We start from the raw sequence: 13,550 nt of genomic DNA, 5'->3' as shown, positions 1-13,550 counted from the left end.
CCGCATCCTCTACATAAACGAAGTACCTGTTCCTGTTCACACACACCAAACAAGATAAATAAAGAAAGGGGGTGAGCCACGTGGAATTCACGCTCGATATCGGTCTGGAACTAAGTCCCTTGCTGATGACCCTCGGGATCTCCGGTCTTTTCGTCGGATGCCTCATGCTGCTGCACCGCTATGCCCCGCGCCTCGTCACAGATGTGGGAGATGCCGGACAGGATCAGGAGAGCCGAGTCGCCGTCACCATCTCGGTACGCGACAAGCGACCCCTGTTTTACCGCCGCAAACAGCCAGCAGCAGGTGACGGCGCATCTGATGAAGATGCAGACCACTCCTTGTATATCCAAGCCCGTACACACTCACATACAAGGAGGACAACATTATGTCATTTATTACACAACCGATCGAAGCGATTCTTAACCCACTGCTCACCTTCTTTTACCAGATGGGGCATGACTGGGGACTCGCGATTATCCTTTTGACCATCCTCGTCCGGCTGCTCATGTCACCGCTCAATCTGCGCACCGCCCGCCAGATGATCCGCCAAGGCAAGATGCAGCCCCATATGAAAAAACTGCAGGAGAAGTACGCCAAAGACCCGGAAAAAATGATGCCGGAGATGGTTGCACTCTACAAGTCCTATGGCGTCAAACCGATGTCGATGTTCACGACAGCACTTGTCCAGATGCCGATCTTTACCGCGATGTATTTTCTGTTCCAAAGCCACGGGTCGGCGATGTCTTCGATCCTGATCCCGTGGGTGAGCACCTTTGCCGAAGCGGATGCATGGCACTTACTGCCAGTGCTTGCTGGTGCGCTTACATTTGCCACCAACATGATTCCTTTGACCAATGAGAATTCACAGCAAGCCCCATTCGGTACACGGATCACCATGTCGGTCGTCATGGTAGGGATGTTCACCATGCTGTTGTGGAAAGCACCGGTCGCACTTGCCTTGTACTGGACGACAGGTTCTGCGTACGTGCTGCTCGAACGTGCCTTTTACCGCACCAAAATGGGCAAAACCGTACTCAACCGCCGACTCAATCTGCCGGTCGAAGCCTAATCCTGATCCCTCGGAAATGTTTTCCGGGGGAATTTTTTTGTGGTAAATGCGATTGTGTTGCTGTAATGTAGGATTATTAAAAAAGTACGTAGAGGTGAAAACAAGTGAAACGCATCACATTTGCCGCACCAGAAGAAGTCGCCGACTATTGCCGGGAGGAAGACGTGATTCTGGTCGTAGAGTACCAAGATGAAAACGGACGTCAACGCCAAGTGAAGCTTGCACCTGATCAGCTACAAGACCTGGGTGTCTATTGGGAGAAGCCAGGAACCATGGCGTATTTCAAAAAAGAAAAAATCTTTTATGAGATCGTCGCTGGGTGGACAAAGCGATGAAAGAAGGAAACCTAAGACGCCCGTCCAATCCTGTCGCTCTCTTTATCCGTTATTTTATGTTCATGCTGGGGCTTGCGGTCATGGCGTTCGGCTGTGTGTTGACCGTGCAGGCTGATATAGGGGTGACTCCGTGGGATACCTTTCATATCGGTCTATGGAAAACCTTTGGCTTAACCATCGGGACATGGTCACAGATCGTCGGTTCTGCTGTGATTCTGTTGACATGGGTGCTAGCCAAGATCAGACCGACGCTTGGGATGCTTCTCAATATGTATTTCTTCGGGGAGTTTTTTGACTGGTTTATGTGGTTGGACTTTGTTCCGCATGCTGAGGGGATCTGGCAGGCGGTTTTGCTGTTTACGGCGGGTCTGTTGATCCTCTCTGTCGGGATTGGGATGTATATCTCGCCACGGCTTGGAGCAGGGCCGCGTGACTCCCTGATGCTTGCGTTACACGAGCGACTGGGACTTAGTATCCAGCGTGTGCGTGTGACCATCGAGGTGGTTGTACTGGTCGCCGGATATTTGATGGGCGGGCCGGTATCGGTCGGGACGCTCCTGGTCGCGGTGCTGACTGGGCCATTGATCCAGCGCACGATTCCATTCTGGGAAAATGTGATGCGTAAACCATATGGCCGTGCCAACGTGGAGGAGCAGGTCCATGCGTAAATCCACCGTCGACCTCATGCTGCTGGCTGTTGTGCTCATCTGGGGTGCCAATTATACGATTGCCAAGTTCGGGATGGCGTCGCTGTCGGCAGAGGTCTTCACACTGACAAGGTTCTTGCTGGTGATCCCGGTGTTGGCTCTCTTGGTCTGGTACAAGGAAAAGCAGCTTGGCATCGACAAGCAGGATATCCCGGCTTTTTTGCTGGCGTCCTTAGTAGGCATTGCGCTGTATCAGACTCTGTTCGTAGCGTCCTTGCGCTATACGAGTGCGTCCAATGCATCCCTGCTGATTGCGATGTCGCCGCTCTTCACCGTGCTTGGCAGCGTGATGGCGCGCAAGGAACGGGTGACCCTCCCGCTTCTGGCCGGTTCACTCCTGTGCGTACTGGGCGTTGTGCTGATCAAAGGCATGGGTGAGCAGGGGCTGACTTTTTCACTCGATTCGATGTGGGGGGATATCATCGCAGGGGTGGCGAGCCTGTTGTTCGGACTCTATCCTTTCACGACGACCCGTTTGTCCCAGAAGTATTCAGCAGTTAAGCTTACCCTCTACACCTCGATCTTCGGGTCGGTGTTCCTTGGGATCTACAGCGGGGCGGATTGGCTGCAGGTATCATGGTCAGAGCTGCCGGGTGCGGCGTGGGGATCGATCCTGTTTGCGGCCTATCCGGTCACGGCCTATTCGCTGGTAGCGTGGAACTATGGAATGGAAAAGCTCGGCTCATCTCGGGTGATGCCCTATATGTATCTGGTTCCGGCCGCAGCGATCGTCGTGGCGATGCTGTGGATTGATGAGAAAATGAACGGCTGGCAATGGCTTGGAGCGGCCCTGATCCTGGGCGGCGTCTTCCTCGTCAGACAGGGGAACATGCTGTTGGCCCGCTTGAAGAAGCAGGGAGAATCCGCCCCATCGCCGAATCAACCGACCACCCGCATACAAGAAATCCAACAGGAAAAGATATAGGCAAGAGCAAGTGATCATCTCTGCGTCAGGTGGAGGTGATCTTTTTCATCTTGCAGAAAACAACATTGACACGATGAAAAACGATGATAAAATGGATTTTAGTTTGAATTCTAAGTAATTCGGAGAAAGGGAACATCCAGATGAGTCAGAACGAGAATGAACAAGAGCAAAGAGCCAGGTTTCCCTGGGAGAGGGGTGATGAGATACCCAATTTGATCAAGCGGGTCTCGGTTGCCGTAAGCCGTGAGATAGAAGCGTCCCTGCGTCCCTTGGGTATCACCAACCAACAGTCCATCACACTGCAATTACTGATCAATAAGCCTGGGATGACACACACGGATTTGGAGCACTTATTACATATTGAGAAATCTAGTGTCACCAGCTTGATCAACGGTATGGTCAAGAAGGGCTGGGTCTATCGGCAGCAGCACGTCGAGGACGCGAGGATCAAGCAGGTCTTTTTGACGGACGAAGGATTCAATATGGCCCAGACTATAGACAATGCGGTCGGACAGGTGAAGAATCGGTTTGAAGAAGTATTAAGCCAAGAGGAGAGGGTGATCCTTGGGGTCTTGCTGCGAAAAGTATTGAAAGCTTATGAATAGCACCACTCTGGCATAATACTTCGAATTCAAACTAAATAATCAACTTTCAATGAACCATAACGATATAGAAAAGAGGGTAAGAAGTGGAGACGAAATCCAATCAACCAAAACCAAACGGGGAAAAATTACTGCGAGTCCTCGCTGTCACGCTGGTCTTTTCGGTGATGAATGCCAGCATGTTCAACGTGGTGCTGCCGGTCATCAGCGCAGAATTTAATCTAACCCCGTCCAAAGTAAGCTGGATTCTCACCGGGTACATGATCCTGTATGCGATCGGCTCGGTCACATTCGGGAAGCTCGCGGACAAATACCGTCTGAAGGATCTATTGACATTTGGTCTGATTTTCTTCGCGCTCGGTTCGATTGTCGGATTGATGGCGACCGAGTATTGGATGATTATCCTGGGTCGGGTCCTGCAGGCGGCAGGTGCATCGGTCATTCCGGCGACGGCGATGATCATCCCGATACGCTATTTCCCACCGGAGACACGGGGGAGAGCGCTCGGTACGACCGCGATTGGCTTGGCATTGGGCGCGGCGCTTGGGCCGATTGTATCCGGTGTGGTGACGAGTGTGGCGAGCTGGCGTTTTCTGTTTTTCCTGTCCGTACTTCCGCTGATTACGCTGCCGTTTTTCCGTAAATACTTAGACGATGATAAAGGAGCCGACACCAAAATCGACTATCTCGGCGGTGGCTTGCTGGCCGGTACGGTATCGATCCTGTTGCTCGCGATTACGCAGGGGAATCTGGTCTTAGGAGCGGTCGGTGCAGTACTCTTGATCCTGTTCATCTGGCGGATTCGTACAGCAGATGAGCCGTTCATCCAACCCGCTCTGTTTAAAAATAAAAGCTACACGGTAGGTCTGATTGTAGCTTTCCTTGCGACATCCGTGAGCTTTGGTTTGCCGTTCATTACACCGCAATTTCTTGCGAAGGTGAACCAGCTGCCTCCGGCTACGATTGGGTTGATTATGTTCCCAGGTGCGGTTGCGGCTGCAATCCTGGGACGCCAGGGTGGACGATTGGCCGATGAAAAAGGGAATCCATTCCTGATCTATATGTCAGCGACTTTTATTTTTGTCGGGTTTATCCTGCTTTCTACGTTTGTCGGGATGTCGCCGTATCTGATCATGGTGTTCTTGGTCTTGGGTTCGGTGGGGCTGACTTTCATGCAGATCGCGCTGTCTAACACGATTTCCCGTCAGTTGACCAGAGAGCAGACTGGGGTCGGGATGGGACTCTTCTCGATGCTCAACTTCATCGCTGGTGCGACTTCTACCACGCTGATCGGTAAAATGCTGGACTACCACGCACCGAGCTTCCACCTCAACCCAGTGCCGAGCAATCCGAACGTGTTTATCTACAGCAATATTTTTGTGGTGCTGGCGTTCATGGTGCTGATCGTCGCTGCTCTGTACCGGGTGCAATTCGGCTCGGCTTCGGCAAAAGGCAAGCAGCCGTCCAAGGCATAGGGACGATAGACAGAACGGACATTTCGTACGGGTAAAAAACATAGGATTACCAAGCGTTTATACACCTCTTCAGGGGCGATTGTGACCTGAAGAGGTGTTTTTTTTCTTGACAAGGCGAAACCTTCTGTAATAAATTTCTAAAGTAAATCGTAATCATTACGGTTTATTGAATTTGGAAAAGGTGGTGTATCCATGTCAAAGAATCATCCTGCACTTCGTCTGGGGCAGTGGACCGTGATGATCTCCATGCTGTTCATGCTCTTGGCCGGGTGTGCGGCACAATCGAGCGGCCCGCAGGCATCTGATGGTCAGGGCTTTGGGCAATCATCTGGGGCAGGCGAGTCTGCCGAAGAAACAGGCGCAGGCGCGAAATCGCTCACACTGCTGTTTAACTTTGCGGCAAGCAGTCTGGACCCGGCCTCGGACAAAAAATTTATCTCCATCCGCGCCGGGGTCACCGAGACACTGGTCAAGCTGGACGAGAAGCTGGGCCTGCAGCCTTGGCTTGCGACCAAGTGGGAGCAGACCGATGCGAAGACCTGGGTGTTCACGATTCGGGATCAGGTGACATTCCATGATGGGAGCAAGCTGGATGCGGCAGCGGTCAAGGCATCGTTGGAGCGGGGGATTGCCCAGAGCAAATCACTGGCCGCCGCACTCAAAGTGGAGTCGATCCAAGCCGACGGGCAGACGCTGATTGTGCAGACGAAGGAGCCAAATCCGGTGTTCCCATCCGAGCTGGTCTATCCATTCGCCGCGGTGATCAACGTCAAGGCACAGGCAGCGGTAAGTGATGCGCCAGTGGGGACAGGGCCTTTTGCCGTAAAGGCTTTTACACCTGATGCAGAGGTGCAGTTGAAACGTTACGACGGCTACTGGAACGGTGCGGCGAAGCTTGCGGAAGCGACCTTCAAGTTCAATTCGGATGCGAATGCACGTCTGCTCGCCTTGCAGTCAGAAGAGGCGGATATCGTGTATCACCTGCCGTACGAGAGCCTGAGTGTCGTACAGAGCCAGCCGTCGGTCAAGGTGGAATCCGTCTCATCACTGCGGAACCATTTTCTGATCTACAACATGCAACAGCCCCATCTGCAAGACCTCAGGGTGCGCCAAGCGGTTGATGCGCTGATCGACCGCAACAGTATCGTGCAGAACATCATGCAGGGTCATGCGACTGTGGCTGTGGGGCCGTTTCATCCGCAGTTTTCGTTTCATCCGCAGAGCGAGGGGGCTGTGTATGATCCGGCAAAAGCAAAGGGGCTGCTCGCTATGGCAGGCTGGACAGCGGATAGCGGTGCAACAGGAAAGCTCACAAAAGGCGGCCAGCCGCTCACGCTGAAACTGGTAACCTATCAAGGCCGACCTGAACTGCCGCTGATCGCCCAACTGATCCAAGCCGAGGCGGCAAAAGCGGGAATCGGCATCGAGATTCAGATGGTGGAGAATCCGGATGAATATCTCGCGGAAAAAACGGACTGGGATCTTGCGCTCTACAGCAGTCTGACTGCACCGCGCGGGGATGCTGGGTACTTCCTCAACAGTGCGTATATGCCGGAGGGAGCACTTACTTATGGCAAAGCCAATCTGCCAGAGCTGACCCGTCTGATCGAACAGCTCAATATCACCGTAGACCTTGCAAAGCGGGATGAGCTGGCCCGACAGGCGGTTGAGGTGATCCAGACACAGCTGCCACAGTCGTTTATCGTACACCCGAACATGGGAATCGGCGTCAATCAGCGAGTGATCAACTGGAAGCCGGGGCTGGAGGAGTACTATCTTTTGACGAATACGATGGATGTGAAATAGGATGCTGGGATTGATTGGCTCCCGTCTGTTGCAGATGATAGTGGTCGGATTATTCCTGACGTTCGCAACCTTTGTTCTGATGAAGCTGGCTCCGGGTGATCCGGTGAAAACCATCCTCAATATTGACGATGTGGCAGTTACACAAGCAGAACAGGAGGCGGTACGTCAAAGCCTCGGATTGGATCAGCCGCTGGTCGTGCAGTATACGGAGTGGTTTTGGCGAGTGGTGCGGTTGGATCTGGGTGAGTCCTATATCACGCACCGGCCTGTTGCCGATCTGATCGAGAGCAAGCTGGGTGCGACGATGACGGTCACGCTTGGCGGTCTGACGGTGATGCTGTTGATCGCGGTACCGCTTGGCATCTTGTCGGCGGTATATCAGAACCGCTGGGTAGATCAGCTCAGCAGACTCTTTTCGCTGATTGGGGTGTCATTGCCAAGCTTCTGGCTGGGGTTGGTGCTGATCTACTGGTTTGCCTACCAATGGCGACTGTTGCCGTCGATGGGGAACGGGGGGCTGATGCACCTGATCCTGCCGTCGGTGACGCTGGGGATCGCGATGGCTGGCGTCTATACCCGGCTGCTGAGATCCGGCTTGATCAAAAGTCTGGCAGAACCGTATGTGCGTGCAGCCCGTGCGAGGGGGCTTGGTGAAGTGAGGGTGATTATCGTTCATGCCTTGCGGGAAGGCGTGTTGCCGGTGGTGACGATGTTTGGGATGAGCCTGGGAAGTCTGTTGGGCGGCTCGGTCGTGGTAGAGATGCTGTTCGCTTGGCCAGGGCTTGGAAAAATGGTCGTAGATGCAATCATCCAGCGCGATTATCCGGTCATCCAAGGCTATGTGCTGTGCACGGGGATGCTGGTCGTGCTGATCAATCTGGGCGTCGACCTGACTGTGCGGATGCTGGACCCGCGTCTTCGGTGGAGGAGTTGAGTGAAGGGAGGGACATAGATTGGCAGGTTTCATAAATCGATATGCGGTATGGATCGGCTTGGGTGTATGGCTGCTGCTGGCGGTGATGACACTGCTTGGGCCGTATCTGATCCCGCATGACCCGCTTGCGGTCGACATGGGAAAAAGGCTCCAGACAGCGGATGCGACGCATTGGCTGGGGACAGATCATTTTGGCCGTGATGTACTGGCGAGATTAGTGGCGGGAGCGAAAATTACACTGGGATTGACACTGGTCGCAATCAGTGCCGCGCTTCTGATCGGTGTGCCGCTTGGGCTATTGTCCGGCTATGTGGGCGGTGTGGTTGACGCGGCTGTGATGCGGGTCGTGGATGCTCTGGTCGCCTTTCCCGATTTTATCATTGCGATCAGTATCGCGGGGATCTTGGGGCCGGATGTGACCCATGTGGTGATCGCCATCGTGCTGGTCAAGTGGATCGGCTATGCCCGCGTGGTACGTGGCACGGTGATGACGGAAAAAGGCAAAGCATACGTCCTAGCCGCGCGTGTGGCAGGCACTCCGGGCGTAAAGACCATCTTCCGCCATCTGTTGCCGCAGGCTCTGCCAGAGGTGCTGGTGCTGGCTGCCTTGGACATGGGCAAGATCATTCTGATGATTTCGGCACTCTCTTATCTCGGATTGGGCGCACAGCCGCCGATGCCGGAGTGGGGCGCGATGCTCAACGATGCCAAAATGATGTTTCAGACCCATCCAGTCCTGATGATTTATCCGGGAGTGGCAATTTTTCTGGTCGTGCTGGGTTGCAATCTGCTTGGGGATGGACTGCGTGACAGGTTGGATGCCAGAGGGGAGTGGTAGGGAGAGATGGGCTTTGATGGGATGCTTACGAGTGGGAAGATGGGCATGAACAAGAGAAAGAGCGAGAGAACCAGTACGGGCACGAAAACCACCCCAGCCGAACGGAACATTCCTCCTGTCTTACAGATCGATGACCTGAGTATTCACACCCGTGCTGACAGCTCAGGCAAGCGGCTCGTCCGTAATCTCAACCTGACGATCCAGCCAGGCGAGATGGTGGCCCTGATCGGTGAGAGCGGCAGCGGGAAAAGTGTCACGGCATCAGCGGTCACCGGACTTTTGCCTGCGCCTCTGTCTATGAGCGGTGGACGAATCCTTTTCCAAGGTAGGGACACAGCCACCCTCACCAGTCCTGAACGGAGGGCGATGCTGGGCAAGGAGATCTCCGTCGTATTCCAAGACTACGCGGGCAGCTTCACCCCTTTTATCAAAATTGGCAAGCAGCTGATCGAGATGATTCGCCGTCACATGGGCTGGAACAAAACGACCGCCAGAGTGCTCGCCACGCAGGCGCTGGAGCAGGTGGAGCTTGCGGCCGAGCGTGTCATGGACAGCTATCTGTTTCAACTCAGCGGCGGTCAGCAGCAACGGGTGGCGATCGCGGCAGCCTTGATGCTGGAGCCTGACTTGCTGATCGCAGACGAACCAACGACAGCGCTGGATACCTTGACTGGTGAGACGATCCTGCAGCTGATCGACTCTCTGCGCCACAAGACCAAGTGTGCGGTGCTGTTCATCTCGCACGATCTGCATCATGTGATCAAGCGGGCAGACCGGATCGCGGTGATGTATGGTGGAGAGATCGTCGAGAGCGGCCCGACCGATGTATTAGTAAGGGAAGCGCGTCATCCGTACACGCGATTTTTGCTTCAGTCCCGGATGGATTTGGCGGATGTACCGGCCCGACTGCAGAGCATTCCGGGTGAGCCTGGTGCGGTATCTGCATGTGGTTGTCCATTTGCCTTGCGTTGTCCGGTGAGGATTGCCCGATGCGACAGCGAAGCCGTGCCTGAAATGATGGTGAGTGATGGTCATACTGCGCGTTGCCACTTGATCGGGGAGGCGCAGGGCGACTTGGGAGCGGCAGAAATAACCCGCACGAGTTGACCCAAGGCACGGCACGGTACGGTACTTACGCGAGGGTATGGCACGTATGAGCATCTGCGCGGTTGCACGTTGAGAAGTGCCAAGTACCATGCACACCACATGAGCAACACCACAGGAAAGGAGGGAAAAATGATGACCGCCCAAACCAACCATCTGCTCACGGTATCCAACCTGAGCATGCGATACAACAAGCACGTACAGGCGTTATCTGGAGTTTCTTTTCAGATCGGGACGGGCGAGTGTCTGGGTGTCGTCGGCCAGAGCGGAAGTGGAAAAAGCACGCTGGCCCGCTTACTTCTAAGACTCGATCAGCCAGATGAAGGGGAGATGATGCTGCTTGGTCAGCCCCTGCACAAGCTCAAGGGGGAAGCTTTGCGGCAGTGGAGACGACACGTGCAGATTGTCTTTCAAGACCCGGCTGCCGCGCTCAATCCGCGCCTGTCGATCTATCAATCCGTGATGGAGCCGTTGAACAATTATCCACAGGTAACACCGGTCTTTCTCCGCGATATCCGCCACTCTCCGCGTGAGATGGCCGAGCGTCTGCTGTCCATGGTGGGTCTGCCGCCGGAATGGCTAAACCGCAAGCCTCACCAACTGAGCGGCGGACAAAAGCAACGGGTCGCCATCGCACGGGGCATCAGCCTGCAGCCAGACCTGTTGATCTGCGACGAGCCGACAGCCAGTCTCGATGTCTCGGTCCAAGCACAGATTCTCAATCTGCTCAAAGACCTGCAGGAACAGCTCGGCATGTCCTATCTGTTCATTTCCCACGACATCGCAGCCGTCCGTTTCATGAGCAACCGGATTCTTGTGATGAAAGAGGGACAACTGGTCGAGCAGTTCGATGCGGATCAGCTTCTGGCAGCCGAACGTCATCCGTATACACAACAGCTGGTGCAGGCTGTGACAGCTTGACGCTTTTTTTACGTGTTACAAATCGTAATGGTTACGATTACGACGAAAGAAGGGAACCAACCAACATGAAAACAGATCGATCCAGCCTGCCCCAGCAACAGACAGGCATCACACATCAACAGTATTTGGTGCTGGCAACTCCACTGATCCTGTCCACACTGTCGACACCATTGCTCGGTGCTGTGGATACAGCGGTGGTGGGGCAATTGCCTGATCCGGCCTACATCGGCGGGGTGGCGGTTGGTACCTTGATTTTTAACACGCTGTACTGGCTGTTCGGATTCCTTCGGGTGAGTACCTCTGGTTTTTCCGCTCAGGCGCATGGTGCAGGAGACCGGACGGAAGTGCTGCTCTCCCTGCTTAGACCGGTCGGCATTGCGTTATGGTTTGGACTCCTGTTCGTCGCCTTGCAGGTTCCGATCAAGCAGGCGGCGATCATGCTGATTCAGCCAGGACAGGAGGTGGGCGAGCATGCTGTCCGGTATTTTGACGTGCGGATCTGGGGGGCGCCGTTTTTGTTGATGAATTACGCGCTGGTCGGCTGGCTGATCGGGGTCTCACAGGTGAGGCTGGCTCTCTACCTGCAGATCTTGATGAATCTGATCAATATTGCTCTGTGCATCGGGTTCGTCCGTGGCTTCGCGATGGATGTGTCAGGGGTCGCGCTGGCAAGCCTTTTGTCCGAGATGAGTGCGACCGCGATTGGGCTGTGGCTCGTCTTGCGCCGTCCTGATCTTCGGCAGGTGACATGGCGCTGGGCACAGGTATGGGCATCGGAGACGTTTGTCAACATGCTCAAAATGAACCGCGACCTCTTCATCCGCACCTGCTGCCTGCTCGGCGTCTTCCTGCTGTTCACCTCCCAAGGAGCTTCCATGGGCGAAGTGACGCTGGCTGCCAATGCGGTGCTGTTGCAGGTACATTTTCTCATGGCGTATATCTTCGACGGCTTTGCCAATGCCAGCAGCATCCTCGTCGGGCGGGCGATTGGGAGTAAAAATAAGCCGCTCTACCAGCAGGCGATCCAGCTGTCTGCCATCTGGGCATTTGCCGCTTCCCTCGTGCTGACCGTGATCACCTATCTGTGGGGAGACGTACTGATCACGTGGTTCACCAGCATCCATGACGTGCAGGTGGAAGCGTCCGAGTATCTGATCTGGGTGGTCTTCTACCCGCTGGTCGCCTTCTGGGGCCTGCAGCTCAATGGAATCTTCTCCGGAGCGACCGAAGCGGCCTCTATCCGCAATTCGATGATCATCTCCTTTGCCTGCTATCTGCTGGTTGCTTGGCTCTTTGTTCCGGCGTGGAGCAATCACGGACTGTGGCTGGCCTTCATCATTTTCAGTCTGGCACGGTCGCTGGCTTTATGGGTGTACCTGCCGCGCTTGAACCGAACCGCTCTTTGATAGAAAAAACTCCAACAGGGAGTAGAGGAGGATCTGACCCATGAGTAATCAAACGATCCAGACAGAACAAAAAGAGAGACTGTTACACGCGGTAATCCATGCCCATCATACCTTGCATCAAGAGACAGACCTGTCTCCGCGCAATCCGAAGATCAACCATGCCTTATCCGATCTGGTGGCACAAGTCTCGCTTGTCTATTCAAGCCAAGAGGAACAGGACATTCTGACCGATGAGCGTATCCGCCAGCTTCGCTCCACCCTTTTGCCAAAACTAAGCATCGCCGAAGCCGAGATGGAATTCTACTACGCACAGGAATACAGCGAGAATCTTCTATTAAATATGGAACATTTGAGAGATTTTCTCTATTGGGACAACTACGAGGCACTGGTGCAGGTGGAGCTGGAAGGTCTGGCTGCCTGCCGCCCGCAGGTAGAGGGGTATCCCGTCAAGGTTTCCCCACTTGAGGTAGCGCAGGGGGAGGCGGTTGCTTTTGTCGGGGCAGGGCCATTTCCGCTGAGCGCGATCATCCTGCATCAACAGACAGGAGTACCGGTCGTCTGTATTGATGTGGACGCTGCGGCGGTGGGGGCAGGCCGTGCGCTGATCGAGCGTCTCGGGCTACAGGAGCAGATTACCTACCTGCACCGATCGGGTGAACAGGTGGATTACGCGCCGTATCCACTGATCTTTTGCGCCAGTCTGATCCCGGACAAACAGCAGGTGGTGGAGCAGATTCAGCGTACCCGAGGGAAGCGGGCCGATGCATCCCGTCCGACCATCCTTGCCGTCCGTTCCGCAGACGGAGTACATACGCTCCTCTACGAGCCAGTCGATGAACGGGAGATGGACAGCTTGGGGGCACGCCTGATTGGGCGTACCTGGGCAGATACCAGGATCATCAATTCGACACTATACTACCTCCTGTAATCACGCCCAATAAAAACAAGCGGCTGTCTCTGATCCTGTGTCAGATACAGCCGCTTGCCATTTTCCCCATAAACCTAAAAACTAGTGATGTGCCCGCGTATCGTAATCCTGCTCGACACGGAACCAAATATTCAGATCATTAATCGTACTGGCCAGCTCGGCAATCTCCTGATTCAACTCACAGGAGCGGATGAAGTCTTCCTCTTCATACAGAGCCGCCTGCCTATGATTAATCACTTTTTCCAATGCAATGATCCGGTCTGGAATTCTGGCGCGGATCTCTTCCCACTCCAAAAGAATAGCGGAACGTTCTTCGCCTGTATATTCTTCCCACTCATGATGGAGCAGGGGAATCCGTATGCCTAACCGTTCATCCAGAGTAAATTCGTAACGCAAATAGACCCACTCCTCTCTCCTTTTTATCATATCAGGTATGCGCCTTGACAGGAAGAGACAGCAGATGATACCAGCACATTATGGAAACGTTTACCGATCAAATA

Annotated in this window: 15 protein-coding genes; 13 read left to right on the top strand and 2 right to left on the bottom strand. The window is 54.3% G+C overall.

The window, feature by feature from the left end; all coding sequences use genetic code 11:
* Positions 1–110 precede the first annotated feature (110 nt).
* Positions 111–350, bottom strand: a complete 240-nt coding sequence (locus FGI41_RS08100; protein ID WP_139489448.1) for a hypothetical protein — start codon at positions 348–350, stop codon at positions 111–113.
* A 35-nt stretch (positions 351–385) separates the two neighbouring features.
* On the opposite strand from FGI41_RS08100, the gene FGI41_RS08095 reads away from it, so the two are divergent.
* The 13 genes from FGI41_RS08095 to FGI41_RS08035 all read left to right on the top strand — a co-directional run bounded on the left by FGI41_RS08095 (position 386) and on the right by FGI41_RS08035 (position 13,050).
* On the top strand, positions 386–1,069 hold the full coding sequence (locus FGI41_RS08095) for a YidC/Oxa1 family membrane protein insertase (protein ID WP_139489447.1): 684 nt from the start codon (positions 386–388) through the stop codon (positions 1,067–1,069).
* Between the two features lie 104 nt (positions 1,070–1,173).
* On the top strand, positions 1,174–1,404 hold the full coding sequence (locus tag FGI41_RS08090; protein WP_139489446.1) for a hypothetical protein: 231 nt from the start codon (positions 1,174–1,176) through the stop codon (positions 1,402–1,404).
* Positions 1,401–2,072 (top strand): YczE/YyaS/YitT family protein, encoded by a 672-nt coding sequence (locus FGI41_RS08085; protein ID WP_176560181.1) that lies wholly within the window; start codon positions 1,401–1,403, stop codon positions 2,070–2,072. The genes FGI41_RS08090 and FGI41_RS08085 overlap by 4 nt, the downstream gene beginning before the upstream one ends.
* Entirely contained in the window at positions 2,065–3,036 is a 972-nt protein-coding gene (locus FGI41_RS08080) for a DMT family transporter (RefSeq protein ID WP_176560180.1), read from the top strand. The genes FGI41_RS08085 and FGI41_RS08080 overlap by 8 nt, the downstream gene beginning before the upstream one ends.
* A 212-nt stretch (positions 3,037–3,248) precedes the next feature.
* Positions 3,249–3,641, top strand: a complete 393-nt coding sequence (locus tag FGI41_RS08075; protein WP_255298373.1) for a MarR family winged helix-turn-helix transcriptional regulator — start codon at positions 3,249–3,251, stop codon at positions 3,639–3,641.
* An 83-nt stretch (positions 3,642–3,724) separates the two neighbouring features.
* On the top strand, positions 3,725–5,113 hold the full coding sequence (locus FGI41_RS08070) for an MFS transporter (protein ID WP_139489443.1): 1,389 nt from the start codon (positions 3,725–3,727) through the stop codon (positions 5,111–5,113).
* 192 nt (positions 5,114–5,305) lie between these two features.
* Positions 5,306–6,919 carry a nickel ABC transporter substrate-binding protein gene (nikA, locus tag FGI41_RS08065; RefSeq protein WP_139489442.1) on the top strand — a complete coding sequence of 538 codons (1,614 nt, stop codon included), beginning with the start codon at positions 5,306–5,308 and terminating at the stop codon, positions 6,917–6,919.
* Positions 6,920–6,923: 4 nt separating this feature from the next.
* A complete protein-coding gene (gene nikB / locus FGI41_RS08060) occupies positions 6,924–7,853 on the top strand; it encodes a nickel ABC transporter permease (protein ID WP_438358012.1) in 930 nt (309 codons plus the stop codon).
* An 85-nt stretch (positions 7,854–7,938) separates the two neighbouring features.
* On the top strand, positions 7,939–8,691 hold the full coding sequence (gene nikC, locus FGI41_RS08055; protein ID WP_139489700.1) for a nickel transporter permease: 753 nt from the start codon (positions 7,939–7,941) through the stop codon (positions 8,689–8,691).
* Positions 8,692–8,736: 45 nt separating this feature from the next.
* Complete coding sequence (locus tag FGI41_RS08050; protein ID WP_139489440.1) at positions 8,737–9,798, top strand: ABC transporter ATP-binding protein; 1,062 nt, start codon at positions 8,737–8,739, stop codon at positions 9,796–9,798.
* Positions 9,799–9,930: 132 nt separating this feature from the next.
* Positions 9,931–10,716, top strand: a complete 786-nt coding sequence (locus FGI41_RS08045; RefSeq protein ID WP_438358011.1) for an ABC transporter ATP-binding protein — start codon at positions 9,931–9,933, stop codon at positions 10,714–10,716.
* A 65-nt stretch (positions 10,717–10,781) separates the two neighbouring features.
* On the top strand, positions 10,782–12,122 hold the full coding sequence (locus FGI41_RS08040) for an MATE family efflux transporter (protein WP_255298371.1): 1,341 nt from the start codon (positions 10,782–10,784) through the stop codon (positions 12,120–12,122).
* A 40-nt stretch (positions 12,123–12,162) separates the two neighbouring features.
* Positions 12,163–13,050, top strand: a complete 888-nt coding sequence (locus FGI41_RS08035) for a nicotianamine synthase family protein (RefSeq protein ID WP_139489438.1) — start codon at positions 12,163–12,165, stop codon at positions 13,048–13,050.
* 81 nt (positions 13,051–13,131) lie between these two features.
* On the opposite strand, the gene FGI41_RS08030 is transcribed toward FGI41_RS08035, so the two are convergent.
* A complete protein-coding gene (locus FGI41_RS08030; RefSeq protein WP_139489437.1) occupies positions 13,132–13,476 on the bottom strand; it encodes a hypothetical protein in 345 nt (114 codons plus the stop codon).
* Positions 13,477–13,550 lie beyond the last annotated feature (74 nt).

This window comes from Brevibacillus dissolubilis (assembly GCF_006170445.1).
Lineage (GTDB): Bacteria > Bacillota > Bacilli > Brevibacillales > Brevibacillaceae > Brevibacillus_B > Brevibacillus_B dissolubilis.
The sequence above is the reverse complement of the archived record's forward strand: the minus strand, read 5'-3'. Positions and strand labels throughout refer to the sequence as shown.

Coding starts and splice junctions, on each gene's coding strand:
- FGI41_RS08035 (WP_139489438.1), top strand. CDS start 12,163: ATGAGTAATCAAACGATCCAGACAGAACAAAAAGAGAGACTGTTACAC.
- FGI41_RS08080 (WP_176560180.1), top strand. CDS start 2,065: ATGCGTAAATCCACCGTCGACCTCATGCTGCTGGCTGTTGTGCTCATC.
- FGI41_RS08095 (WP_139489447.1), top strand. CDS start 386: ATGTCATTTATTACACAACCGATCGAAGCGATTCTTAACCCACTGCTC.
- nikC (WP_139489700.1), top strand. CDS start 7,939: ATGACACTGCTTGGGCCGTATCTGATCCCGCATGACCCGCTTGCGGTC.
- nikA (WP_139489442.1), top strand. CDS start 5,306: ATGTCAAAGAATCATCCTGCACTTCGTCTGGGGCAGTGGACCGTGATG.
- FGI41_RS08040 (WP_255298371.1), top strand. CDS start 10,782: ATGAAAACAGATCGATCCAGCCTGCCCCAGCAACAGACAGGCATCACA.
- FGI41_RS08085 (WP_176560181.1), top strand. CDS start 1,401: ATGAAAGAAGGAAACCTAAGACGCCCGTCCAATCCTGTCGCTCTCTTT.
- FGI41_RS08045 (WP_438358011.1), top strand. CDS start 9,931: ATGACCGCCCAAACCAACCATCTGCTCACGGTATCCAACCTGAGCATG.
- FGI41_RS08030 (WP_139489437.1), bottom strand. CDS start 13,476: ATGATAAAAAGGAGAGAGGAGTGGGTCTATTTGCGTTACGAATTTACT.
- FGI41_RS08050 (WP_139489440.1), top strand. CDS start 8,737: ATGAACAAGAGAAAGAGCGAGAGAACCAGTACGGGCACGAAAACCACC.